The organism is Serratia sp. JSRIV004 (genome assembly GCF_019968705.1).
Classification (GTDB): domain Bacteria; phylum Pseudomonadota; class Gammaproteobacteria; order Enterobacterales; family Enterobacteriaceae; genus Chania; species Chania fonticola_B.
Window position 1 is genome coordinate 3,940,713 of the sequence record NZ_CP074140.1, and the last position, 23,828, is coordinate 3,964,540.

Sequence of the window (23,828 nt, forward strand, 5' to 3'; positions counted from 1 at the left end):
ATTAATCCAGCAGGTGCGGTGCGCCTACACTGGCAATCTCTTCTTCGGTCAGCGGGCGATATTCCCCCGGTGCCAAATCGTCATCCAACACAATGGCGCCAATGCGCTCACGGTGTAATTCGATGACCCGGTTACCCACGGCTGCAAACATGCGCTTCACCTGATGGTAACGCCCTTCGCTGATGGTGAGGCGCACCAGGGTATCTTCGATTTTTTCCAACTTCGCTGGCTTGGTCAGATTTTTTTCGTTATGCAGCTGCACGCCTTGCTCGAACTGCTGAGCGGTATCAGCGGCCAACGGATGTTCCAACGTCACCAGATAGGTTTTCTCACACTCGTGGCGCGGTGAGGTGATACGGTGCGACCACTGGCCGTCATCGGTCATCAGCACCAGGCCGGTGGTATCAATATCCAGCCGTCCTGCCGCATGCAGCTTGTACGCGACAGGTTCATCCAGGAAATAGAGCACGGTTGGATGATCCGGATCGTCGGTTGAGCACACATACCCCTGTGGCTTATTGAGCATGAAGTAACGTGGCCCGTTCAGCTGTGACAACACGTTGCCATCAAACCGCACTTCCTGTTCCGGAGCCAGCTTGAGCGCCCCGCTCTTGACCACTTCACCGTCTACGGTGACACGTTTTGCACGGAGTTCACGCGCTACCAGCGCACGGCTGATACCCAACTGCTGAGATAAAAACTTGTCCAGTCGCATTGAATCTGCTTTGCCTGTCGTTGTTATGATCGCATTGATCTGGTTGCTAAATATGACGCCCCGTTGTCGCACCAGGTGCAGAAAACAGGTTCGAAGAGGATGTTCGCGTAGGGAAGCCGCTTAGTATAGCGACGGAAACGATGCCATAACAGGGGTAATTTCCATGCTTCTCGCACTGCGTAGCCGCAGAGGGCATAATAATAGAAATTTTTCCGCCGTCTGAGGAGCAAAATGTCACAATTTCAGTGGAATGTTACAGCCCACTTCAGCGAGCGATACTAACTCATGGCTTTTACCCTACGCCCCTATCAGTTGGAAGCGGTCGATGCCACCATCAAGCATTTCCGTCAGCATCCTGAACCGGCCCTGATCGTGCTGCCAACCGGCGCAGGCAAAAGCCTGGTGATCGCCGAGTTGGCAAAACGCGCCCGTGGCCGGGTGTTAGTACTGGCCCACGTTAAAGAGCTGGTGGCGCAAAACCATAGTAAATACTGCGCTTACGGCCTGGAGGCCGACATCTTCGCCGCCGGGCTTCAGCAAAAAGAGAGCAGCGGCAAGGTGGTGTTTGGTAGCGTGCAATCGGTAGCACGTAATTTATCGCTGTTCGATGGCGCGTTTTCCCTGCTGATCGTCGACGAATGTCACCGCATCAGCGACGATGACGACAGCCAATACCAACAGATTATTCAACACCTGCAAAAAACCAACCCACAGTTGCGCCTGCTTGGTCTGACGGCCACCCCTTACCGGCTGGGCAAAGGCTGGATCTATCAATATCACTACCACGGCATCACCCGTGGCGACGGCAACAGCCTGTTTCGCGACTGCATTTATGAACTGCCGTTGCGCTATATGATTAAACACGGCTTCCTGGTGCCGCCAGAACGGCTGGATATGCCGATCGTGCAATACGATTTCAGCCGCCTGGAGGCCAGAAGCAACGGCCTGTTCAGCGAAGCGGATCTTAACCGCGAGCTGAAACAGCAAAACCGCATTACGCCCCACATCATCAGCCAGATCGTTGAATACGCCGAAACCCGCAAAGGCGTGATGATTTTTGCCTCCACGGTGGAGCATGCCCGTGAAGTGCATGGCTTGTTGCCAAGCGGGGAGGCGGCGCTGGTCAGTGCAGAAACTCCCCCCGGCGAACGCGACGCACTAATCGAAGCCTTCAAGCAACAGCAGTTGCGCTACCTGGTCAACGTGGCGGTGCTGACGACGGGTTTCGATGCGCCTCATGTCGATCTGATCGCTATTTTGCGGCCCACCGAGTCTGTTAGCCTGTATCAGCAGATCGTCGGGCGCGGTTTACGGCTGTCCCCAGGCAAGACCGACTGCCTGATCCTGGACTACGCAGGCAATCCCCATGATTTGTTCACGCCGGAAGTCGGCGTCAGCAAACCCCACTCAGACAGCCAACCGGTGCAGGTCTTTTGCCCTGGCTGCGGTTTTGCCAACCTGTTTTGGGGCAAATGCACCGAGAACGGCGACATCATCGAGCACTATGGCCGTCGCTGTCAGGGCTGGCTGGAAGATGATGAGGGGCATCGCGAGCAGTGTGACTATCGCTTCCGTTTCAAATGCTGCCCGCACTGCGGCGCAGAGAACGACATTGCAGCACGCCGCTGCCATCAGTGCCAGGAAGTGCTGGTCGATCCGGATGATATGCTGAAGGCCGCATTGAAGCTGAAGGATGCGCTAGTCCTGCGCTGTGGCGGAATGGAACTGCAAAGCGGCAAGGACGACAAAGGGGAATGGCTGAAAGCCACCTATTATGACGAAGATGGCACCAGCACCAGCGAACGGTTCCGCCTGCAAACGCCCGCACAACGCAAGGCCTTCGAGATGCTGTTCCTGCGCCCGCACCAACGGGCACCAGGCGTCCCCTTCGGTTGGCAAAACGCAGCGGACATTCTGGCTCAGCAGGCGCTGTTGCGCCATCCAGACTTCGTCGTCGCTCGCAAACGCGGCCAGTTCTGGCAAATACGTGAAAAAGTTTTTGATTATCAGGGCCGCTTTCGCCGTGCCAATGAGCTGTATTAGACCCGAGCGGCAGGTTTTCATTGCCCAGCGAGCGGCTTTCCGTTAAAATGCCGCCCGCTTTACCTGGGTTCGCCCAGTGTGAAAGCAGGTTATCGAGCCTGTTACTGGGTCGCCTGTAGCAGGGTAAATTTTCTTTTAAGAGAAAAAACAATGTTCACTATCAACGTACAAGTACGTAAAGACCAGGGTAAGGGTGCGAGCCGCCGCCTGCGTGCAGCAAACAAATTCCCAGCTATCATCTATGGTGGCGAAGAAGCTGCGATTGCTATCGAACTAGACCATGATTCTGTCAAGAACATGGAAGTTAAACCAGAATTCTACAGCGAAGCCGTAGTTTTGGTTGTCGACGGTAAAGAAACCAAAGTTAAGGTTCAGGCTGTACAGCGTCACCCGTTCAAGCCAAAACTGGCTCACATCGACTTCGTTCGCGTTTAATCGCCACGTTATCGATTTTCGGGACGCCGAAGTGAAAAACGCCGCAATTGCGGCGTTTTTTATTGGCTGTCATTCTGCGATGCTTACTTGCCGCCCGTGCGACGTTGCAACTGATCGCGCAGATTCGGTGGCGTACCTCTGATCGTCAGGGTATCAGTGGCCGCATCCCAGAAAATGCGCTCCCCCAGCAGCATCGCATCAAAGTTCAGGCTGATACCGCCGCCGCTGCCGGCAAATTTGGTCAATTGGCGTAACGTGCCGCGATCCGCCGGGAAGCTATCTTCCAGTTCGTAGCCCTGTTCGCTGGAAAACTGCAGGAAATCCTTCTCGCCCACCGGGGCTATCTCTTTCGACAGTTCCTGCAGCTCAATCTCTTCACCGGCCTGCAACTGCTCATTACAGTAGCTGTAAACCTGCTGACGCACCGTCTGGCGTTCGTGTTTGCCTAGTTGAGCATCGGCACAGTAATCATCCACCGCCTGTAACAAGCCACGGTTTTGCGCTTTGGTATCCAGCCCTTCCGACGCCGCCAGGAAATCCATAAAGAAATCGGAGACCTTGCGCCCTACCCGCCCTTTGAGGAATGTCAGGTAGCGAGTCGATTGCGGGTTGGTTTCCCATTCGGTCAGATCGATACGCGCCACAATGTCCGCGTGGTTGATATCCAGATAGTGGGTGGTGCGGATATCCAACTCTTCATTGACACGCGTACTGTTGCAACTGTTCAGCACCGTGATCAGCAAGTATTCCACCGCCAGATAGCGGTAATGAGCGAACAGCACCACGCCACCGTCGGCAAACGGATATTTGGCCAGTTCGTCGCGCAGACGGCCGGTGGCAGCACGGCTAAATGCGAGGAAATCGTCATCACCCTTACGGCAGTTACGCAACGCGTCCGCCAGTTCGCTCTGCTCGTTGAACAGGCCGTAAGCCTTACTCTTGGCGCTGTAAACGCGATGCAGCTCTGCCATCATCTCTTCCACCGCCGCATTGGTGGTAAGAAGGGAATCGCGCAACACCACTTCCAGCGTCTGCTCATCGCGTTTTACCAACTGGTGCAGTGCAATCTGCTCGATATCCAGACTCATGATCAATCCTCCTGTTCTTTGAGCGCGTATTCAAGCACTGACGAAGCCGAAAGACAACGGGCATGGCAATGCCTTAACGATCTTCACGCTATAAAAGAGCGGAAAATCACGGCCCCATACGGTAAGATATGGGACTTTGTCGAGCTTTGAGCACAATATTTATGCCACAATCATCTCGTTATAGTGACGAACACGTTGAACAACTGCTCTCTGAGCTGGTCAACGTTCTGGAAAAACACCATACTCCCACCGACCTCTCTTTGATGGTTCTGGGCAACATGGTAACCAATTTGATCAACACCAGTATTGCTCCCGCACAGCGGAAGACACTGGCCAGATCGTTTGCTGAAGCCCTGCAGGCTTCTATCCGTGAAGATAAAGCGCATTAATAATTACTTATGGTGACAAACCGTCAGCGTTATCGTGAAAAAGTCTCCCAGATGATTAGCTGGGGGCACTGGTTCGCCTTATTTAATATTCTGCTCAGTATCGGGTTGGGCAGCCGCTACCTGTTTGTTACCGACTGGCCGTCCTCATTGCTGGGGCGAGTCTATGCGTTGGTCAGCCTGATTGGGCAGTTCAGCTTTATTGTCTTTGCCGCCTACCTGCTGATCATCTTCCCGCTCACCTTTGTGGTGATGTCGCAGCGCCTGCTGCGATTTATTTCCGCGACGTTGGCCACCGCTGGGCTGACGTTGCTGCTGGTCGACAGCGAAGTCTTTACCCACTTCCACCTGCATCTTAATCCGGTGGTGTGGGAGTTGGTTATCAACCCGGACCAAAGTGAGCTGGCGCGAGACTGGCAGCTAGTGTTTATCTGCGTGCCGGTGATATTCCTGATCGAAATGCTGTTTGCGACCTGGAGCTGGCAGAAACTGCGCAGCCTGAACCGGCGCAACTTCGGCAAACCGCTGGCGGTGCTGTTCATCTGTTCGTTCTTTGCTTCGCACCTGATTTATATCTGGGCGGATGCCAATTTCTATCGGCCGATCACCATGCAACGCGCCAACTTACCACTCTCTTACCCAATGACCGCGCGTAAGTTCCTGGAAAAACACGGCCTGCTCGATCAGCAAGAATATGAGCGCCGCCTGATGCAACAGGGCAATCCAGAAGCGGCTGCCGTTGAATACCCGCTCAATAGTCTGAACTACAGCGATAAAGGCAGCGGCTACAACCTGCTGATGATCGTAGTGAACGGTGTGCGTACCCAGGATATGGCGCAAGACATGCCAGGCCTGAGCCGCTTTGCCCAGGAAAATATCCGCTTCAGCGACCATTACAGCTCCGGTAACCATGCGGACACCGGCCTGTTTGGCCTGTTCTACGGTATTTCGCCTACCTATCTGGATGGCATTCTGGCCGGGCGCAAACCGGCCGCGTTGATTAGCGCGCTGAGCGATCAAGGCTATCAGTTCGGCCTGTTCTCTTCAGACGGTTTCAACGCCACGCTTTACCGCCAGGCACTATTGACCGATTTCTCGCTCCCGCCGGAACCGTTCGTGCAGAGCGATGCTGCCACCACGCATCAGTGGCAGAGCTGGTTGGCCACACAGAGCGGAAATAGCCCCTGGTTCTCCTATATCAATTTCAGCGGTGCAACGTTCCCAGAAGGCGACAATAAGCTCTCGCCGGAAGCCTTTACCCAGCTCTATCGTACTGGCGCGAAAGACGTCGATGCGCAGATCGAGCAGGTGCTGGCAACGCTGAAAGAAAAAGGCCTGTTGGATAAAACCGTGGTGGTGATCACCGCTGAGCACGGCATAGAATTCAACGATACCGGTAAAGGCAACTGGGGAGCAGGTAGCAGCTTTAATCGCAGCCAGTTGCAGGTTCCGTTGGTCATTCACTGGCCAGGCACCCCGGCACAAACCATCAATAAGCTGACCAATCATAACGATGTGATGCGCACGCTGATGCAACGTCTGCTGCATGTGAAAACACCGGCTAACGACTATTCGCAGGGCGAAGACCTGTTTGCCGCACAGCGTAAAAACAATTGGCTCGCCACCGGCGACGGCACCCAGTTGGTGATCACCACGCCAACGCAGACGCTGACATTGGATGGTAATGGCAACTACCGTGCCTACGATCAAGACGATAACGAGATCAAAGACGAGAAACCCCAGCTAGCCCTGCTGTTACAGGTGCTGACGGATGTAAAACGCTTTATCGCCAACTAACTGCTTAAATCTAGAGCAATCGGTGAGGTAGCTGCTTGAATTTACATCCGAAAACGGTAGTATAGGGTTCTGCGTCGGCATGTAGCGCAGCCTGGTAGCGCACCGTCATGGGGTGTCGGGGGTCGGAGGTTCGAATCCTCTCATGCCGACCAATTATTTATAGAAAAACCAACCGCTTAGGGTTGGTTTTTTTATGTCTGAATTTTGGCTATGGTACCGCCCCTTTAACAGGCCATACCAATGTATCATCTCAGGTCATTCGCCAGATTGTGTCTCTCAATGGATAGCGTGACTGTTCACAAGCACATCACTAATCAGAGATCACCACCGATTAATAAGCCAACGAGTTTCAGCTCTGCGGGCAAGCGACCAGATAAAGATCGTGAACGGGCATACTCGCATCAAAACCACGCACTCTCTCTGGATCATCAATAGCCGGGTCAGCAAGCTGCTTGGCTACGTCGTCTACACTGACATCTTCAACATAAAAAGTCGCATCAGTCATTTTATTGCAGTTAAAGTAGGTCCCCATTAATACCATTTTCCCAGGGGTCGTATAGCTCTCCTGTTTATTGACCAGTGCAACAACACCATCCGCTCGTTTAGCGACGACAGTATAGCTTTCCTCTGAGCGATCAAAAACATAGGCATCATTTTCAGGATAAGTCGACCATATAGTAGACTTCTCAGCAAACAACTCTGCCAAATTAATCGCTGGCTTTAGTGCATTTTTGTTATCAGCATCTTGGGCAACTGCCGACGTCACCACACCGATGGTGCCAACCGACAGCACACCTAAAAAGAGTAATGTTTTTTTCATGGTATTAATTCCGTTTTGAAAAAGTTTTAATATGACAGCTTAAATAATAACCATATGACATATAACAAGAAGTATTGCACAACAGCTCATCTTTGCACTCAATTATGATGGGTGCATTCAAACGGACGCGCAAAGATCAATATGCATCATAAAAACCAACGATTCATACCTTGACAATTAGTGTGTAATGACAATAGAGATCACATCCCCTAGCATAGGCCACGATAAAATTTTCCCCTCCCCCTCTTGCACTCACCCCGTCCCTTCGGTCAAAATAACTGTATACATAAACAGTAAATTTAGGGTTGGGCTATGTTCGTTGAATTGGTGTTTGATAAGCGTAATGTCGCAGGGATCCCCGGTGCCGATGAAATCATCAAGGCCGAGCTGACAAAACGGGTACATCGCATCTTCCCGGATGCAGAAGTGAAGGTAAAACCCATGCAGGCCAACGGCCTTAACTCAGACGCCAGCAAAAGTGACCGCGAGAAGTTAAACCGTATGCTGGAAGAGATGTTTGAAGAGTCTGATCAATGGCTGGCCACCGATATTTAAAGGGCCGAAGGGCGCGGTCATTGACTGCGCCGCACCATGGATGCCCAAAACAAAAAACCCCAGCATTTCTGCTGGGGTTTCTTATATGGTGCCGGCTACCGGAATCGAACTGGTGACCTACTGATTACAAGTCAGTTGCTCTACCTACTGAGCTAAGCCGGCGAAATCTGTCGGAAGTCGTGCTGTTTCCGTGGGGCGCAATATAATACAGCCAGACTGGAACAATCAAGCGTAATCAACAGATTATTTATCTTGTTGATTAAAAAACGGCTTATATGCCGAATTTCTCACCGATGGCCCGTTCTTCGCGGCTTAATGTCTGATTAATATAGTCCACAAACAGCTCCAACGCCGTGCTCCGCTGCCGCCCCAGAGGTAATTGCAGCTGCAAGGTCCGCGGGCTTTGCTGCTCGACAGCAAAAGGTTTCAGGATCAATCCTTGCGGCTGCAACAACGGCATCGCAGTAAACTGGCTACAGATGGTCACCGCCAACGGGGAGCCCTGTAAAAAATAGTACAGCGTGGAGAAGTTATCACAGGTTAGCACTGGTTCAATGAAGGTGCCATTCATCTGGCAAGCGATATCAAACAGCTGACGTATTGTGGAGCCTGGCTCTGGCAGACACACCGGATACTGGCAGAGATCTGCCAAAACCACCTGCCTGCCGGCTAATGGGTGCTCCTTCCTCATCAACAACAAGACCGGTGCAGGCCACGAAGCCGCTACCTCAACACCCCGCTCTGGGTGCAAACTAAACTGCAGCACCATGTCACACTCGCCATTACGTACCAACCGCGCCAACGTTTTAGTGTCTGCCACCGTCAGCACGAAGCTGACAGCCGGGTATTCTGCACGAAAACGCGCCATCAGTTGTGGCATCAGCATAAAAGCCACTCCATTACTACAGGCCACGCGTAGCGCAGTACGGCGTTCGGCTTTCAACCCTTTGATTTCTGCTACCGCCTGTTCAATATTCAACAGGCTTTTACGAATATGATTTTCAAAAATCTGCCCGGCCTCGGTCAGCACCATCCCCCGCGCGTGGCGTTCGAACAATGGCGTGCCAACCTGCACTTCCAGGCGCTGGATCTGCCTGCTGATCGCCGAGACCGCCACAAACAGCTGTTCACTGGCCGCACTGAGCGAACCACAGTTGGCGACCACCAGAAAAAAGCGAACCTCGCTACTCAACATGCCGTCCCTCTCCATGGTGCAAAGCTTGCCAACGAGCAACCCACCGTTGCCTTTAAAGCAAAGCTTGTTTGTTAAATGGATAATTGTGGCAAACCCCGATTTTAGCTTAGATAACAAACACAACAAGTAAAACAACACAACGCAAACACAACGGGGAAAATAATCATGACGGGTGAACAGGCCGTCGCTTTGGCGACAGCGTATTTTGACAGTGGCGAATTCCGCCGCATATTGGCACGGCGCATCGCGCTGGCCACCGAAAGCCAGCGGCATGACGACGATGCCGGCATTTTGCTCTACCTCGAACAGGAAATCATGCCGCCGTTACGGGCATTGGGTTTCGAGTTACAACTGTTCGATAACCCGGAAGCGGCCAACCGCCCGTTTCTGATCGCCGTACGCATTGAAGATCCTTCCTTACCTACCCTGCTGAGCTATGGCCACGGCGATGTGGTTTTCGGCGATGACGAGAACTGGCGCACAGGTCTTTCGCCTTGGGAATTGAGTGAAGAAGGCGATCGTTGGTACGGCCGTGGCAGCGCGGATAACAAAGGCCAGCACAGTATTAACCTGGCGGCGCTGGAGCAGGTTTTCCACGCACGCGGGGGCAAACTAGGGTTCAACTGCAAGCTGATTTTCGAAATGGGCGAAGAGATCAGTTCCCCTGGGCTAGCGGCCATTTGCCAGCAGCAACGCGAATTGCTGCAAGCCGATCTGTTTATCGCCTCCGATGGCCCACGGCTGAACGCCACACAGCCCACATTATTCCTAGGCTCACGCGGCTGTATCAATTTTCGCCTCAGCATTCACGCCAGGGATAACGCCTATCACTCTGGCAACTGGGGGGGATTACTCAGCAATCCCGGAACCCAACTGGCTAATGCCATCGCTTCTCTGGTTAATCAACATGGGCAGTTACAGGTTGCAGCGCTGAAACCCGCCCCTCTGGATAGCAACCTGCGTGCCATTTTGCGCGATCTCAGCGTTGGCGGCCAAGCTGGCGATCCGGCGATCGATGAGAACTGGGGTGAAGCTGGCCTGACCCCTAGCGAGCGCCTGTATGGTTGGAACACGCTTGAAGTACTGGCCTATCAAACGGGCAACCCGGCTCGGCCAATGAACGCCATCCCCGGCAGCGCAACGGCGGTATGCCAACTGCGCTTCGTGGTCGGTACCGACTGGCAAAATCTGGTTAACCATATCCAACAGCATCTGCAATTACACGGCTTTGGCAATGTGGAGGTGGAATGGCTGCATGGTTCACCGGCCACCCGGCTCAATCCACAAGATCCGCTCGTTTCCTGGGCACTTGAGATCCTGCAACAAACCAGCGGCAAAAAGCCCGCATTGCTGCCCAATCTGGGCGGTTCGCTGCCTAATGACGTGTTTGCCGATACGTTGGGACTGCCCACGCTGTGGATCCCCCACTCCTATCCGGCCTGTGGTCAACACGGGGTCAATGAGCATATGTTGAAATCCATTGCTCGTGAAGGATTGCAGATCATGACTCGCCTGTTCTGGGAGTTGGGCGAAAATGGCAGCACGATCCTGGCACAACGCCGGGCAGGAGAGTCTTCATGAGCGCGATAGCCCAACAGGATAGCGTAGCGGCCAAGCCCAATTTGTATAAAACGCTGTTTGCCACCTGCATCGGCAACGCGTTGGAATGGTTCGATATCGCGGTTTATGGCTTTTTCGCCAGCTATATCGCCCATGCCTTTTTCCCTACGGAGGATCCGGCCGTTTCATTGTTGCTGACTTTCGGCAGCTTCGGTGTCTCATTCTTAATCCGCCCACTGGGTGCTGTGGTGCTCGGAGCCTACGCCGATCGGGTTGGTCGCAAGAAGGCACTGTTGATGTCCATCAGCCTGATGCTGCTTGGCGGTGCGATCATCACCTTTATGCCTTCTTACGCCACCATTGGGCTGGCGGCTCCGCTGATGATCTTGATTGCCCGATTGATTCAGGGTTTTTCCGCCGGTGGGGAGTTTGGTAGTTCAACCGCCTTTCTGGTCGAACACTTCCCGGAGCGCAAGGCATTTATCGCCAGTTGGCAGTTTGCCACACAAGGCGCCAGCACGCTGATGGCTTCCGCCTTCGGGTTAGGTATGACCCACTGGCTGACAGAAAACCAAATCCAGGACTGGGGCTGGCGTATTCCCTTTGCTTTTGGGCTACTGATCGGCCCGGTGGGGCTGTATATCCGCCGCCATGTGCATGAGCCGGCCAGCTTTGTACAGCAGAAGAAACCCGAAGCACCGTTAAAGATGCTGGTCGGTAATCAAAAAAACCTGCTGTTGCTGGCCATCGGGCTGATGGTGATTTCCACCGCCATCAACTACATGCTGAATTATGTGCCCACCTATGCCACCAAAAACCTGAATCTGTCCGGTTCCGCCGCCTTTAGTGCAACCCTGTTAGCCGGTGTGATTTTAACGGTAGTCACCCCGATAATGGGATTATGGGCGGAAAAAGTCGGCCGCCTGCCGTTGATGTGGGGCTCGCTGATCCTGCTGCTGCTGACGATATACCCGGCATTCCTGTTGGTGGTGAACCACACTTCGCCAATGATGCTGATGTTAATGGTTGGCTGGCTGGCCTTGCTGAAGTCCATCTACTTCTCGACGGTGCCTTCGGTAATGGCCGATTTGTTCCCGATGGCAACACGGGCCAGCGGTATGGCGATCAGTTACAACGTGGCGGTGACGGTATTTGGTGGCTTTGCGCCGCTGATCTGCACCCTGCTGATCACCGCGACCGGGACCAGCCTGGCACCAAGCTATTATCTGATGATGGTGGCACTGCTGAGCGGCTGGGCACTGTTAGGTAGCAGAAAACATTTGCGTTCGGCTCCGCTTTAAACTCTCTATGAGGCCATCAAATGATGGCCTCTTCATTTAGTGCAAGCAATGAAGGAGTGGTCTGGCCGCCTATCAGCACTGCTGGTGTACCATTATCGGATAAAGGGAGACACGCCTCAGAAAATAAGCATATTCCTATGCTATCCTGGTTTTTTCCTAACAAAAAAAACGCAAAACGAACCACTACCTATAGGCATTAATGCTGAAAATTTTGGTTTAATCCTCTAGGAAAAGCAGGCTTAAAGTTAGACCTTTCCTAAGCAATTCCCCCCAATCCATCTTGTGCAATTTAATTGATATCAGTATTATGCGTTGATAAATTTCACGGTTAAAAACAGTGGGCGTTAATTAAAAAATTAAACCGCTCAGTTTCCCCCAGGTTGTAACCCGCTAACAAAAGGAAATTGTTTTATGAAAAGCATCGTTAAATGGTGTGCTGCTCTTGCCGTCATCGCCACTCTGACCGGTTGTGTGCGTACTGCCCCAATACAACAAATCAACAGCACGGTCAGCACTGGTCATACCGAAGCGCAAGTCAGAACTGCAATCCTGAAAGCAGGTGTGCAACGTGAATGGGTTATGACGCAGGCTGGTCCTGGCGTCATTAATGGCCGCCTCCAGGCTCGCGACCATGTTGCTGAAATCCGCATCACCTATTCCGCAACGAATTATTCCATCGACTACGCCAGTAGCCTCAACCTGCTAGCCTCGGGTGGGAAAATTCATAAAAGCTATAACCGCTGGATACACAACCTAGATAAAGATATCCAGTTGAATTTGTCGGCTGGTGCCGCGCTGTAATTTCCAATATTGATTAGATTAGCGCCGGATACAAGCTGGCGTCACTATTTTGTATCCGGTTAAAGAGGCTGTACAACAAATGTATCAACAGGACACTCTCAGTGCACTTGATGCTATCACTGAGGCGCAACGGATTGCCTTTGCTCCAATGCTGTTTCAAACCGCCCTTTGTCTGCGCAATACGGGTGTATTAGCCTATCTGGATGAACAAGGAAAACACGGCGCCCTCCTTGAGGACATCGCTGCCAATAGCAGCGTTAATGAATATGCCGTTAGTGTGCTGTTGGATATGGGGTTAAGTGGCCGTATTGTGACTCATCAAAACGGCTATTACTTCATTGCCAAAGTGGGGCACTTCCTACTCCACGATGCCATGACCCGTGTGAATATGGATTTCACTCAAGATGTTTGTTATCAGGGGCTGTATTCTTTAGAACATGCGCTTAAGGAAGAGAAACCCGCTGGTTTAAAAGTGTTTGGTGAATGGCCGACCATCTACCCTGCCTTATCGCAATTGCCCAAGGCTGCACGTGAAAGCTGGTTTGCTTTTGATCACTACTATTCAGATGCCGCATTTAATGCCGCACTACCCCATATATTTAACAATAAACCAACAACGCTTTATGATGTGGGCGGCAATACTGGAAAATGGGCGCTACGTTGTTGCCAGTACGATGATAACGTCAGCATTACCTTACTGGATCTGCCGCAGCAAATTAGCCTGGCGCGTGAGAATGTCGAAAAAGCCGGGTTATCTCATCGCATAGATTTCCATGCTGTAGATATGCTAAGCGATGCACCATTGCCCAGTGGCGCAGATATCTGGTGGATGAGCCAATTTCTTGACTGTTTTTCACCGGAACAAATTATTACTATTCTGAAAAAAATCAAACGGGTGATGAAGCCTGACGCTCAGCTATGCATTATGGAGTTGTTCTGGGATGCACAAAAATTTGAAGCGGCTTCGTTCAGCCTCAACGCCTCCTCACTCTATTTTACCTGCATGGCTAACGGCAACAGTCGCTTTTACAGCGCCGGTAAATTTTACAGTTTCCTCGAAACGGCAGGTTTCCGAGTAGAAAAACGTCTCGATAACCTCGGTATTGGTCATACCTTGTTAGTATGCCGAAAGCAATAATGATAGGGCAGCGCTCATGCTACCTTGGAGATGACACAGTCCAAACCGAGTAACCGCGGAAGCACGTTGATGAATTTTGCATTGAACATCGTTGATTGGCAGGCCATGGCCCCCGGACTAAGCGACGCATCGCAGTGGCGTCAATGGTCGCAGGAGCCTCGTGGGATCATACCCTCAGCGCCACAATCGAAGCTGACCGAACTTCCCATGATGACAGCACGCCGCCTGAGTTCAGGCAGTAGGCTGGCCGTGGAATGCGGTTTGGCCATGCTACGTCGTCAACCGGTGGATGCAGTACTCTATACCAGCCGTCACGGTGAGTTGGAGCGTAATTACCGCATTTTGCAGGCCATAGCCACCCAGCAAGCGGTTTCCCCAACTGATTTCACCATGTCGGTACATAACTCAGCCGTGGGTCACTTGACCATCACGGCGCAAAATCCTCTGGTATCATCTTCACTTTCTGCTGGCCTAGACACCTTTCAGCAAGCGTTATGTGAGGTAGTGTGTTTACTCCAAGCGGGTTACCAGAGAATATTAATGGTCGATTTTGATGGCTTGCTGCCCGAGTTTTACCACACCTACCTGCCAGAGCAGATGCCGACCTGGGCCTATGCGGTGGCGCTGGTGTTTGAACGAGGGAATACCTTACGGTGCGAGAGCAAGCCGGAAGGCACAGGGGAAGAGCCCCTACTACCGCAAAGCTTACAGTTTTTACAACACTACCTGGCCGAAGAACCAACGTTCGCCATTGCGGGTGAAAGACTGAAGTGGTATTGGAGCCGTACATGAGCGGCCTATTCGCACGTTTAAACTGGGCTTGGCGTCTGATGATGACCGGCTTTTGCTTTGTGCTGTTTGGCGTCGGTGGCCTGCTGCTATCGCTTGTCTGGTTTAATCTGCTGCTGGTACTCCAGCGCAATATTGCCAAGCGCCGCCAGGTAGCCCGGCGCAGCATTGCCGCCAGTTTCCGGCTGTTCTTATCGATAGCAAAAACGTTGGGTGTGTTAGATTATCGCATCAAGGGGATTGATATATTACGCCAGGAGCGCGGTTGTTTGGTGGTCGCTAACCATCCGACACTGATTGATTACGTGCTTTTGGCATCCGTGATGCCCGAGACAGACTGCCTGGTAAAAAGCGCTCTGCTACATAACCCCTTTGTGAGCGGAGTGATCCGGGCTGCGGATTATCTGGTCAATAGCCAGGCGGACACGCTGCTTCCAGCCTGTCAGCAACGCCTGGCACAGGGCGACACCCTACTTATTTTTCCAGAGGGAACACGCACACGCCCTGGTGAAAATATGACACTGCAGCGCGGTGCCGCCAATATTGCCGTACGATGCCGCCGTGACGTGCGCATAGCAGTGATCCATTGTAGCGAACATCTGCTTGATAAACAGAGCAGATGGTATGACGTTCCGCCCAGGAAACCCCTGTTCCAGGTAGAAGTGCGTGAACGGGTACAGATAGAACATTTTTTTGATGCAGAATCGCAACAGCCAGCATTAGCCGCAAGGCAGCTAAACCGGCATCTTTTGCATCAGTTATCACCAGGCCTTATACCTTTGTCAGGAATTAATGATGCAAGCGCTCCACCTTGAAATTAAAAATCTCATAATAAATACACTGAATTTGGATGAACTGTCTGCGGACGATATCGACACCAATGCGGCGCTGTTTGGTGAAGGATTGGGGCTAGACTCCATCGATGCTTTAGAGTTAGGGCTGATGGTGAAAAACCAGTATGGTGTCGCGCTTTCCGCCGAAAATGAAGAGATGCGTCAACATTTCTACTCAGTGGCAACACTGGCATCCTTTATCCAAGCTCAACGTGCCTGAGAAGAGCCCGCTATGACAGAACAACAAACCATATATCAGGAAGTGTCCGCGCTGCTGACCAAACTGTTCGATATCGATCCACAGGACATCAAACCTGAGGCCCGCTTGTATGAAGAGCTTGAGTTAGACAGTATCGATGCCGTCGACATGATCGTGCACCTGCAGAAGAAGACCGGGAAGAAAATCAAGCCGGAAACCTTTAAGCAGGTTCGTACCGTGCAAGATGTCGTCGATGCGGTAGAACAGCTATTGCAAGAAGCATAACCGTTTATGCCCGGCGCTCGGTCCCTGAAAGGGATACAACTGGTGGCTCTACTGGCGCTACTGGCTTGGCCATTTCTTGTCTGGTTTGGCCTGACACGCAACAGCCTTCACTGGCTGCTGCCGATCATCGCCTTGTTGCTGGCCTTTCGCCTCTATCAGGTCAAAAGTCAGCGCGGCCCTATGCGCTATGTACTGCAAGCCGTGGCACTCGCGGGTCTCACATTATGCCTAATGAGCTATGTGCTAAAAACGCATCAGTTGCTGCTATTTTACCCAGTGGTAGTCAATCTGGTCATGCTCGGCGTATTTGGTAGTTCACTGTGGAGTTCGATGCCAATGGTGGAGCGCCTTGCCCGTTTGCAGGATCCGGAGCTCCCCCCGTCAGGCGTGCGTTATACCCGCAAGGTCACCCAGATATGGTGTGTTTTTTTCATTCTGAACGGTTCGATGGCACTTTTTACCGTTCTGCTCGGTGATATTCGGTTATGGACGCTGTGGAACGGCATGATTGCCTATCTGTTGATGGGAGCGCTGATGGCTGGCGAATGGCTGGTGCGTCGCAGGCGGATATTGCGAGACAAGGCATGAATCAGATACTCCCTCTGGCCCAGTGGCTAAGTCATTCGCGTGCCGATGAAACCCCGATTGCCTGGCTTGATGAGCATATCTGGACGCTGGGGCAGTTGCGCCATGACGTAGCAGCACTGGTGAGCATCCTGCAACAATATGAAGGCGACCGCTGGGCGCTGTGTTTTGAAAACAGCTATCTGTTTATCGTCGGACTATTGGCAATATTGCATGCGGGCAAAACCCCCGTGGTTCCCGGACATAGCCGTGTTTCACTGCTGGAAGAACAACGGGCGCTGTTTAACGGCATACTGACCGACCAGGCACTGACCTGGAGCGGTACGCTGATCCAGGTCCAATCAACGGATCAAGGTAGCGAGAACCAGCCACCGCTACCCACTCTCGATCCGGCCAGCCATATCGAACTATTTACCTCCGGCTCGACAGGGCAACCACGCCGCATCATAAAGCCCATTGCCAGCCTCGATCGCGAAGCCTCCTTACTGGCTGAACGTTTTGCCGACAGGCTCACCGGCTGCCATATTGTGGCCTCGGTACCTCCGTTGCACCTTTACGGCCTCACCTTCCGCATCTTTTTACCCATGGCGCTAGGATTACCGCTGCATGCAGCAATGCTTCATTACACCGAGCAGTTGGCAACTCTGGCTAATCACCACCAATACGCCTTTATCAGCAGCCCGGCTTTTCTAAAACGCCTAGACCACCAGCTCACACCACCGCCAGTGAATATGGTCATCTCCGCAGGGGGAGTGTTGCCTTGGGAAGACGTGGCTCAGACCGCCAGTTGGTTAGGGGTCTGGCCAGACGAAATCTACGGTAGTACCGAGACCGGGATCCTCGCCTGGCGTCACCATCAGCAGCCTGATGTAACCTGGCAGCCCTTCCCTGGCGTGCGTATCGTGGTTGACGCCGACGAGATCCGCGCTATCTCTCCGCTTATCAGCGATAGGCACGGCCTGCTCCTCGACGATATTTTGCAATTTGACGATAGCGGACGCTTCCAGATAACAGGTCGCCGCGACCGGGTGGTTAAAATTGAAGAGAAACGCATTTCACTTTGCGAGATCGAGCAACGGCTGCTGGAACTCGAAGGCATACGCGAAGCCGCAGCGCTACCGGTAACACGCGGAGGGCGCCAAGGCATTGGCGCATTGCTGGTGCTTGAAGACCATGCTCGGCAGCAGTGGCAACAAATGGGCGGCAAAGCACTGGAAATATCATGGCGTCGTGCGCTGCGCCCGTGGCTGGAACCTGTCACTATCCCTCGTTACTGGCGTATCGTCGACGAGATGCCCGTCAACAGCATGAACAAGCGCGTCTATGCGCAATTACAGGAATTGTTTCATGAGACCCCATGAGATGGCTCGCCATCAGACGCAGCAGCAGGCCGAGATCGTGTTACGGCTGGATGCGGCTTCATTCTGGTTTAAAGGCCACTTCGCAGTGCAACCTCTGCTACCCGGCGTGACACAACTAGACTGGGTGATGCACTATGCCACCTCACTGCTGGTACCCGATTTTCGCTTTCACAGTATTCAAAGTGTCAAATTCCAACAGCCCTTACTGCCGGATAACATCGTCACGCTGACGCTTGACTGGCAGGAAGAACGGCAAATCATGGTTTTCCGCTATCAACGTCATGATGGTGAGGCACGTAGCACAGCCAGCAGCGGGAAGATCCGATTATGTCGCTGAATAGTGCCACGTTTAACCCTTGTGTGGTGATCCCCTGTTATAACCACGGAGCCATGATGGCAAGTGTGCTCGCGCGCCTGCAACCCTTTGGCTTAGCCTGTCTGGTGGTGGACGATGGCAGCGACCAGGCCACCCAGCAGGAACTTGAGCGCCTGGCCACCATTCACGCGGATGTCACCTTAGTACGCCTTGCACACAATTCAGGAAAAGGCACGGCGGTGATTCGCGGATTGGAAGAGGCTCAACGCAGAGGATTTAGCCATGCGGTACAAGTCGATGCGGACGGCCAACATGCCATTGAAGATATTCCCAAGCTGATTACCCTGGCACAGATCCATCCCCAGGATTTAATTTCCGGACAACCGGTTTACGACGACTCCATACCAGCGTCGCGGCGCTATGGCCGCTGGGTAACTCACGTCTGGGTCTGGATTGAGACGCTCTCTCTACAGCTCAAAGACAGCATGTGCGGCTTCCGGGTTTACCCCATTACCCCCACCTTGGAGTTGGCGCATAAAACGGCGCTAGGCAAACGCATGGACTTCGATACGGAAGTCATGGTTCGCCTCTACTGGCAGGGGAACACCAGTTACTTTGTGCCGACGCACGTCACCTACCCCCAGGATGGGTTGTCACACTTTGATGCCTTGAAGGATAACGTGCGTATTTCACTGATGCATACCCGCCTTTTCTTCGGCATGTTGCCGCGCATCCCTACCCTGCTTTTTCGTCGATGCAACCCACACTGGGCACGTCAGAAAGAAATCAAGGGGTTGTGGGGAATGCGCATCATGCTTGCTATCTGGCGCTTACTGGGTAGAAAGGCCATTGCTCCACTGCTCTATCCGGTGGTGGCGGTTTACTGGCTTGGCGCACATCAGGCCCGTCAGGCTTCACAAGCCTGGCTGAAGCGGGTACGCAACGAGTTGACTTCACGTTCGCTCCCCATTCCTGCGCATCTCAACAGCTATCACCATTTTTTACGTTTTGCAGATGCCATGCTGGATAAAATCGCCAGTTGGCGTGGGGAAATGCGGCTAGGGCAGGATGTTGTCTTCGCCCCCAATGCCGAAGCCACGCTGGATATTGGCTCCCCACAAGGCAAATTGCTGCTGGCCTCCCATTTGGGAGATATCGAAGCTTGCCGGGCGTTGGCACAATTACAGGTGAGTAAAACCATCAATGCGCTGGTGTTCAACGACAACGCCCAGCGTTTCAAACAGATTATGGCAGAGATAGCACCCCAGGCAGGGCTCAACCTGTTGCCTGTGACCGACATCGGCCCGGATACCGCCATATTGCTCAAAGACAAACTGGATCGTGGCGAATGGGTGGCGATCGTTGGCGATCGCATCGCGGTAAAACCGCAGCGAGGAGATAGCTGCCGGGTTATCTGGAGTCGCTTTATGGGCCATCCTGCCCCATTCCCTCAAGGGCCGTTTATTCTGGCTTCGATATTGCGTTGCCCGGTGTTGCTGATCTATGCCCTGCGCCAGCAGGGAAAACTGCATTTGCACTGTGAGCCGTTTGCCGACCCTCTGCTGTTACCGCGGGCCGATCGTCAAGCCGCCTTGCAACAGGTGGTGGATCATTATGCTGAGCGTCTTGAACACTACGCGTTGCAGGCACCGCTCGATTGGTTCAACTTTTTCAATTTTTGGCAACTGCCTGACCAACAGGCCAACACCACAGACAGGAGCAAAGGGTGCTAAACGATCCCTGTTTCACCAGCGAGATAGAACTGACCGTTCCCTTTCATGATATTGATATGATGGGAGTCGTGTGGCACGGCAATTATTTCCGTTACTTTGAAATTGCCCGCGAAGCCCTGCTGAACCAATTCAACTACGGCTATCGGCAGATGAAAGAGTCGGGATATGTTTGGCCAGTGGTGGATACCCGTGTGAAATACCGCGATACGCTAACCTTTGAACAACGCATCCGCGTTCGTGCCACGTTGGAAGAATACGAAAATCGCCTGCGCATTGCCTACCAGATTTTTGACGCCGACAGCGGCAAACGCACCACAACCGGTTACACCATCCAGGTAGCGGTAGAGGAAAAAAGCCGTGAGATGTGCTTTGTCTGCCCAGACATACTGTTCGAACGTCTGGGGGTGCAGCCATGAAAGCCTGGCCTCTGCTATTCCTGCTGATCAGTCCATGGGTCAATGCCATCACGCTGAATGAATTACAGCAGCGTTTTACCGAACAACCGGTAGTGCGAGCCCATTTTGCCCAGGCTCGAACCATTAAAGATCTGCCACAGCCACTGCGTTCTCAAGGCGACATGGTGATCGCCCGCGATCAGGGTTTGCTGTGGCAACAGCAAACCCCCTTTGCCATGACGTTGATGCTCAACGACTCACGGATGGTGCAAATCATCAATAACCAGCAACCGCAGGTTATTACCGCACAAAACAACCCGCAGATGTTTCAGTTCAATCATCTGCTGCGCGCGCTATTCCAGGCCGATCGTCAGGTGCTGGAGAAAAACTTCCGCATTGATTTCCAGGAGCAAGGTGAGGGTCGCTGGACGCTATCCTTAACCCCACTGACTACCCCTCTGGACCGAATTTTTGCCACTATAGTGCTGAGTGGACAAACCTATCTGGAAACCATCCATTTAAACGATAAACAGGGCGATGTGACTGAAATCACCTTTTCTCAACACCGGCTGCAACCCGCAGCTTTGACCGATGAAGAGCGACAACGTTTTGCCGCCTACTAATGCCAAGCGCCTCGCGCTGCTTTGGGGAATCGCATGCCTGATATTAGTTGGCATGCTGCTAGCCCTATTGCCACAGGCCCGGATCAATAGCAGCGTGTTGGCGATGTTGCCCAAGCAGGCATTGGGTGCCATTCCCCCCGCGCTGAACGACGGTTTTATGCAGCGCCTGGACAAGCAGTTGGTCTGGCTGGTCAGCCCCGGAAAACAGGCAGACCCGCAGGTAGCGCAATATTGGCTTACCCAATTGCAAAAGTCCGGGATAGCAGAGACGGTGAAAGGCCCTATGGGTGCCGCAGACCAGCAAGCCTGGGGCGACTTTTTCTGGCAGCATCGTAATGGTCTGATCGACAACGCAACGCGTGAGCGCCTGCAAAACGGTGGCGAAGCCCAGGCACAGTGGGTCCTCTCTCAGCTCTATTCAGCATTCTCTGGCGTCAGCGGCAAAGAGCTACGCAACGATCCGCTAATGTTGATGCGAGGCTCACAGCTGGCTCTGGCCCAGAACAGCCAGCGTTTACGGCTGATGGACGGCTGGTTGGTTACTCAAGATGAACTGGGGAACTACTGGTATTTTCTGCATGGCGAATTGACGGGATCGTCATTTGATATGCAACAAACCCACCGCGTCGTCACTACCCTCGCCGCGCTGGAGGATCAACTCACATCACGCTATCCCCAGGCCAAGCTCCTCTCACGTGGGACGCTGTTTTACAGTGATTATGCCAGCCAACAGGCAAAACAGGACATATCTACGCTGGGGGTCGCCACCATACTGGGCGTAATACTGCTGATCGTGGTGGTTTTCCGCTCGCTGCGCCCGCTGATGCTGTGCCTGATTTCCGTTGGCATCGGTGCACTAGCAGGAACAGCAGCTACGTTGTTGCTCTTCGGTGAGCTCCACCTGATGACGCTGGTGATGAGCATGAGCATCATTGGGATCTCTGCCGACTATACGCTTTACTACCTCACCGAACGCATGGTGCACGGTAACGAGATATCGCCATGGCAGAGTCTGCTCAAAGTGCGCAATGCCCTGTTATTGGCGTTGCTGACTACCGTCGCGGCCTATTTGATCATGATGCTCGCTCCCTTCCCTGGGATACGACAAATGGCGGTGTTTGCCGCTGTGGGCCTGAGCGCATCATGCCTTACGGTGATCTTTTGGCATCCGTGGCTATGTCGCAACTTACCGGTACGCCCTATTCCTGCCGCGATCTCCCTGCTGCGCTGGCTTGCGGCCTGGAGGCATAACCGCAAACTGTCGCTGGGGCTACCTGTCGTATTGGTGTTGGTTTCTCTTGCGGGGATAGCGACATTACGCGTCGATGATGATATTGCCCAGTTGCAGGCGCTGCCGCAGGATATCCTGGCGCAGGAAAAAGCCATTACGCAGCTCACTGGGCAAAGCGTCGATCAAAAATGGTTTGTGGTCTACGGCAACACTCCTCAGCAAACCCTGGAGCGGCTTGAAGACTTCACGCCGGCACTGGAACAGGCCCGCCAGACTGGGATTATCAGCGCTTTCCGCACAATCCCGTTAAACTCACTCGCACGCCAGAAACAGGATCTCGCCCTGTTGCTGGGCGCCGCTCCTACGGTCATCCGTGCATTGCAAAATACAGGGTTAACGGACGTCACGCCCGATCTGCAAACCGCACCCGCAACGTTGGAGGATTGGCTCAACAGTCCAGCCAGCGAAGGTTGGCGCTTAATGTGGTTGACGTTGCCCAACGGCAAAAGCGGTGTGCTGGTACCTGTAGAAGGCGTTAACGACAGCACGGCTCTGAGCTCACTGGCGGAAAAACAACCGGGTGTAGTGTGGGTAGATCGCAAGGATACATTCAACGAATTATTCGCCCTCTATCGCACCATACTTACCGGCTTACTGCTGGTAGCACTGGCGGTGATCGCTTGCAGTGCGGTGTTCCGTCTCGGGTGGCGTAAGGGATTAATCAGCCTGGTGCCTTCGCTGCTGTCGCTGAGCATCGGACTGGCCACCCTATCCTTTAGCGGACATGCCGTGAACCTGTTTTCGCTACTGGCGCTGGTACTGGTGCTGGGGATCGGCATTAACTATACGCTGTTCTTCAGCAATCCACGTGGCACACCACTGACATCGTTGTTGGCGATCGCGCTGGCAATGATGACAACGTTGTTAACCCTGGGCATGCTGGTCTTTAGCAGCACTCAAGCTATCAGCAGTTTTGGGATTGTACTGGTCAGTGGGATCTTTACCGCTTTCTTGCTCTCCCCACTCGCCATGCCTGACCGTAAGCAGAGAAAAAAATGACAAATTGCGACTTCTGGCGCGCGGTTCCCCTGTTGGCCGTGCTATTGATTACCGGCTGTAGCCACTCATCGCATAATGAGGATGGCTCCCGCCCACAAGCCTGGCTTGAACCCGGCGTACGCGTCACGCTTCCGGCTCCTGGTATCACTGAAAATATCCAGTCCCAGCAATTATTGACCGGCAGCTTTAACGGCAAAACCCAGTCTTTGTTGGTCATTCTAAATGCGGATAGCAATACACTCACCTTGGCGGGGCTGTCTTCGTTAGGTATCCGCTTATTTCTCGTTACCTATGACGATAAAGGCATTCATACCGAGCAGTCGATCGTGGTGCCACAACTGCCGCCAGCCAGTCAGGTCTTGGCCGATGTGATGCTCGGCCACTGGCCGATTACCGCCTGGCAAGATCGGTTGCCGCAGGGCTGGACGCTAATCGATAAGGGCGACAAACGAGAATTACGCAACGCGCGCGGCAAACTGATAACGGAGATCACGTACCTGCAACGTAAAGATCGTCGTGAACCTATCAGCATTGAGCAACACGCGTTTAAATACCACATCACCATTCAATATCTGGATGACTGAT

General features: G+C 53.1%; 25 protein-coding genes and 2 tRNA genes. 22 read left to right on the forward strand and 5 right to left on the reverse strand.

Translation table 11 applies throughout. The annotated features are described in order from the left end of the window. Position 1: 1 nt before the first annotated feature. Entirely contained in the window at positions 2-715 is a 714-nt protein-coding gene (gene rsuA, locus KGP21_RS18920) for a 16S rRNA pseudouridine(516) synthase RsuA (RefSeq protein WP_021805876.1), read from the reverse strand. A 285-nt stretch (positions 716-1,000) separates the two neighbouring features. Here rsuA and KGP21_RS18925 point away from each other — a divergent pair, with 285 nt between their 5' ends. After that, positions 1,001-2,758 (forward strand): DEAD/DEAH box helicase, encoded by a 1,758-nt coding sequence (locus KGP21_RS18925; RefSeq protein WP_021805877.1) that lies wholly within the window; start codon positions 1,001-1,003, stop codon positions 2,756-2,758. A gap of 150 nt (positions 2,759-2,908) precedes the next feature. Then, entirely contained in the window at positions 2,909-3,193 is a 285-nt protein-coding gene (gene rplY / locus KGP21_RS18930; protein WP_024486231.1) for a 50S ribosomal protein L25, read from the forward strand. An 83-nt stretch (positions 3,194-3,276) separates the two neighbouring features. Here rplY and yejK read toward each other — a convergent pair whose 3' ends face one another. Further along, positions 3,277-4,281 carry a nucleoid-associated protein YejK gene (gene yejK / locus KGP21_RS18935; RefSeq protein ID WP_024486230.1) on the reverse strand — a complete coding sequence of 335 codons (1,005 nt, stop codon included), beginning with the start codon at positions 4,279-4,281 and terminating at the stop codon, positions 3,277-3,279. A 161-nt stretch (positions 4,282-4,442) separates the two neighbouring features. On the opposite strand from yejK, the gene KGP21_RS18940 reads away from it, so the two are divergent. From KGP21_RS18940 to KGP21_RS18950, 3 genes are all read left to right on the forward strand, one after another. Further along, the gene (locus tag KGP21_RS18940) at positions 4,443-4,670 is read left to right on the forward strand and encodes a YejL family protein (RefSeq protein ID WP_021805879.1); all 228 of its coding nucleotides are present in this window, start codon (positions 4,443-4,445) and stop codon (positions 4,668-4,670) included. 9 nt (positions 4,671-4,679) lie between these two features. After that, positions 4,680-6,464 carry an LPS biosynthesis-modulating metalloenzyme YejM gene (yejM, locus tag KGP21_RS18945; RefSeq protein WP_094981900.1) on the forward strand — a complete coding sequence of 595 codons (1,785 nt, stop codon included), beginning with the start codon at positions 4,680-4,682 and terminating at the stop codon, positions 6,462-6,464. 75 nt (positions 6,465-6,539) lie between these two features. Further along, positions 6,540-6,616: transfer RNA gene (locus tag KGP21_RS18950), tRNA-Pro, on the forward strand. A gap of 197 nt (positions 6,617-6,813) precedes the next feature. On the opposite strand, the gene KGP21_RS18955 is transcribed toward KGP21_RS18950, so the two are convergent. Then, positions 6,814-7,284: a hypothetical protein gene (locus tag KGP21_RS18955; protein ID WP_094981945.1), complete on the reverse strand. Its 471-nt coding sequence runs from the start codon at positions 7,282-7,284 to the stop codon at positions 6,814-6,816. A gap of 312 nt (positions 7,285-7,596) precedes the next feature. Here KGP21_RS18955 and KGP21_RS18960 point away from each other — a divergent pair, with 312 nt between their 5' ends. Further along, positions 7,597-7,839: a DinI family protein gene (locus tag KGP21_RS18960; RefSeq protein WP_021178442.1), complete on the forward strand. Its 243-nt coding sequence runs from the start codon at positions 7,597-7,599 to the stop codon at positions 7,837-7,839. A gap of 86 nt (positions 7,840-7,925) precedes the next feature. Here the strand turns inward: KGP21_RS18960 and KGP21_RS18965 are convergent. Together KGP21_RS18965 and KGP21_RS18970 are read right to left on the reverse strand one after the other, a co-directional pair. Beyond that, positions 7,926-8,001 (reverse strand) — tRNA-Thr (locus KGP21_RS18965). A gap of 109 nt (positions 8,002-8,110) precedes the next feature. After that, positions 8,111-9,034: a LysR family transcriptional regulator gene (locus KGP21_RS18970; protein ID WP_179247793.1), complete on the reverse strand. Its 924-nt coding sequence runs from the start codon at positions 9,032-9,034 to the stop codon at positions 8,111-8,113. Positions 9,035-9,199: 165 nt separating this feature from the next. Here KGP21_RS18970 and KGP21_RS18975 point away from each other — a divergent pair, with 165 nt between their 5' ends. The 16 genes from KGP21_RS18975 to KGP21_RS19050 all read left to right on the forward strand — a co-directional run bounded on the left by KGP21_RS18975 (position 9,200) and on the right by KGP21_RS19050 (position 23,827). Then, complete coding sequence (locus KGP21_RS18975; RefSeq protein ID WP_223536011.1) at positions 9,200-10,615, forward strand: M20 family metallopeptidase; 1,416 nt, start codon at positions 9,200-9,202, stop codon at positions 10,613-10,615. Next, entirely contained in the window at positions 10,612-11,895 is a 1,284-nt protein-coding gene (locus tag KGP21_RS18980) for an MFS transporter (protein WP_223536013.1), read from the forward strand. The genes KGP21_RS18975 and KGP21_RS18980 overlap by 4 nt, the downstream gene beginning before the upstream one ends. 411 nt (positions 11,896-12,306) lie before the next feature. Continuing rightward, positions 12,307-12,696 carry a hypothetical protein gene (locus tag KGP21_RS18985; protein WP_059201234.1) on the forward strand — a complete coding sequence of 130 codons (390 nt, stop codon included), beginning with the start codon at positions 12,307-12,309 and terminating at the stop codon, positions 12,694-12,696. Between the two features lie 79 nt (positions 12,697-12,775). After that, positions 12,776-13,834: a methyltransferase gene (locus KGP21_RS18990; protein ID WP_059201235.1), complete on the forward strand. Its 1,059-nt coding sequence runs from the start codon at positions 12,776-12,778 to the stop codon at positions 13,832-13,834. Positions 13,835-13,903: 69 nt separating this feature from the next. Further along, entirely contained in the window at positions 13,904-14,626 is a 723-nt protein-coding gene (locus tag KGP21_RS18995; protein WP_059201236.1) for a beta-ketoacyl synthase chain length factor, read from the forward strand. After that, the gene (locus KGP21_RS19000) at positions 14,623-15,438 is read left to right on the forward strand and encodes a 1-acyl-sn-glycerol-3-phosphate acyltransferase (RefSeq protein ID WP_094981948.1); all 816 of its coding nucleotides are present in this window, start codon (positions 14,623-14,625) and stop codon (positions 15,436-15,438) included. The genes KGP21_RS18995 and KGP21_RS19000 overlap by 4 nt, the downstream gene beginning before the upstream one ends. Next, on the forward strand, positions 15,419-15,676 hold the full coding sequence (locus KGP21_RS19005) for a phosphopantetheine-binding protein (RefSeq protein WP_059201237.1): 258 nt from the start codon (positions 15,419-15,421) through the stop codon (positions 15,674-15,676). Before KGP21_RS19000 ends, KGP21_RS19005 begins: the two co-directional genes overlap by 20 nt. A 12-nt stretch (positions 15,677-15,688) precedes the next feature. Further along, on the forward strand, positions 15,689-15,940 hold the full coding sequence (locus KGP21_RS19010; RefSeq protein WP_059201238.1) for an acyl carrier protein: 252 nt from the start codon (positions 15,689-15,691) through the stop codon (positions 15,938-15,940). Positions 15,941-15,946: 6 nt separating this feature from the next. Next, positions 15,947-16,528 (forward strand): hypothetical protein, encoded by a 582-nt coding sequence (locus tag KGP21_RS19015; RefSeq protein ID WP_059201239.1) that lies wholly within the window; start codon positions 15,947-15,949, stop codon positions 16,526-16,528. After that, complete coding sequence (locus tag KGP21_RS19020; RefSeq protein ID WP_223536015.1) at positions 16,525-17,886, forward strand: AMP-binding protein; 1,362 nt, start codon at positions 16,525-16,527, stop codon at positions 17,884-17,886. The genes KGP21_RS19015 and KGP21_RS19020 overlap by 4 nt, the downstream gene beginning before the upstream one ends. Beyond that, on the forward strand, positions 17,873-18,223 hold the full coding sequence (locus tag KGP21_RS19025; protein ID WP_059201241.1) for a hydroxymyristoyl-ACP dehydratase: 351 nt from the start codon (positions 17,873-17,875) through the stop codon (positions 18,221-18,223). The genes KGP21_RS19020 and KGP21_RS19025 overlap by 14 nt, the downstream gene beginning before the upstream one ends. Continuing rightward, positions 18,214-19,935, forward strand: coding sequence for a glycosyltransferase (locus tag KGP21_RS19030; protein ID WP_059201242.1), 1,722 nt, complete (start codon positions 18,214-18,216; stop codon positions 19,933-19,935). The genes KGP21_RS19025 and KGP21_RS19030 overlap by 10 nt, the downstream gene beginning before the upstream one ends. Beyond that, positions 19,929-20,351, forward strand: coding sequence for a thioesterase family protein (locus KGP21_RS19035; RefSeq protein ID WP_059201243.1), 423 nt, complete (start codon positions 19,929-19,931; stop codon positions 20,349-20,351). The genes KGP21_RS19030 and KGP21_RS19035 overlap by 7 nt, the downstream gene beginning before the upstream one ends. Further along, positions 20,348-20,953 (forward strand): outer membrane lipoprotein carrier protein LolA, encoded by a 606-nt coding sequence (locus tag KGP21_RS19040; protein ID WP_059201244.1) that lies wholly within the window; start codon positions 20,348-20,350, stop codon positions 20,951-20,953. The genes KGP21_RS19035 and KGP21_RS19040 overlap by 4 nt, the downstream gene beginning before the upstream one ends. Beyond that, on the forward strand, positions 20,922-23,243 hold the full coding sequence (locus KGP21_RS19045) for an MMPL family transporter (RefSeq protein WP_179251798.1): 2,322 nt from the start codon (positions 20,922-20,924) through the stop codon (positions 23,241-23,243). Before KGP21_RS19040 ends, KGP21_RS19045 begins: the two co-directional genes overlap by 32 nt. Continuing rightward, positions 23,240-23,827 carry a DUF3261 domain-containing protein gene (locus tag KGP21_RS19050; RefSeq protein ID WP_059201246.1) on the forward strand — a complete coding sequence of 196 codons (588 nt, stop codon included), beginning with the start codon at positions 23,240-23,242 and terminating at the stop codon, positions 23,825-23,827. Before KGP21_RS19045 ends, KGP21_RS19050 begins: the two co-directional genes overlap by 4 nt. The last annotated feature ends 1 nt before the right edge of the window (position 23,828 follow it).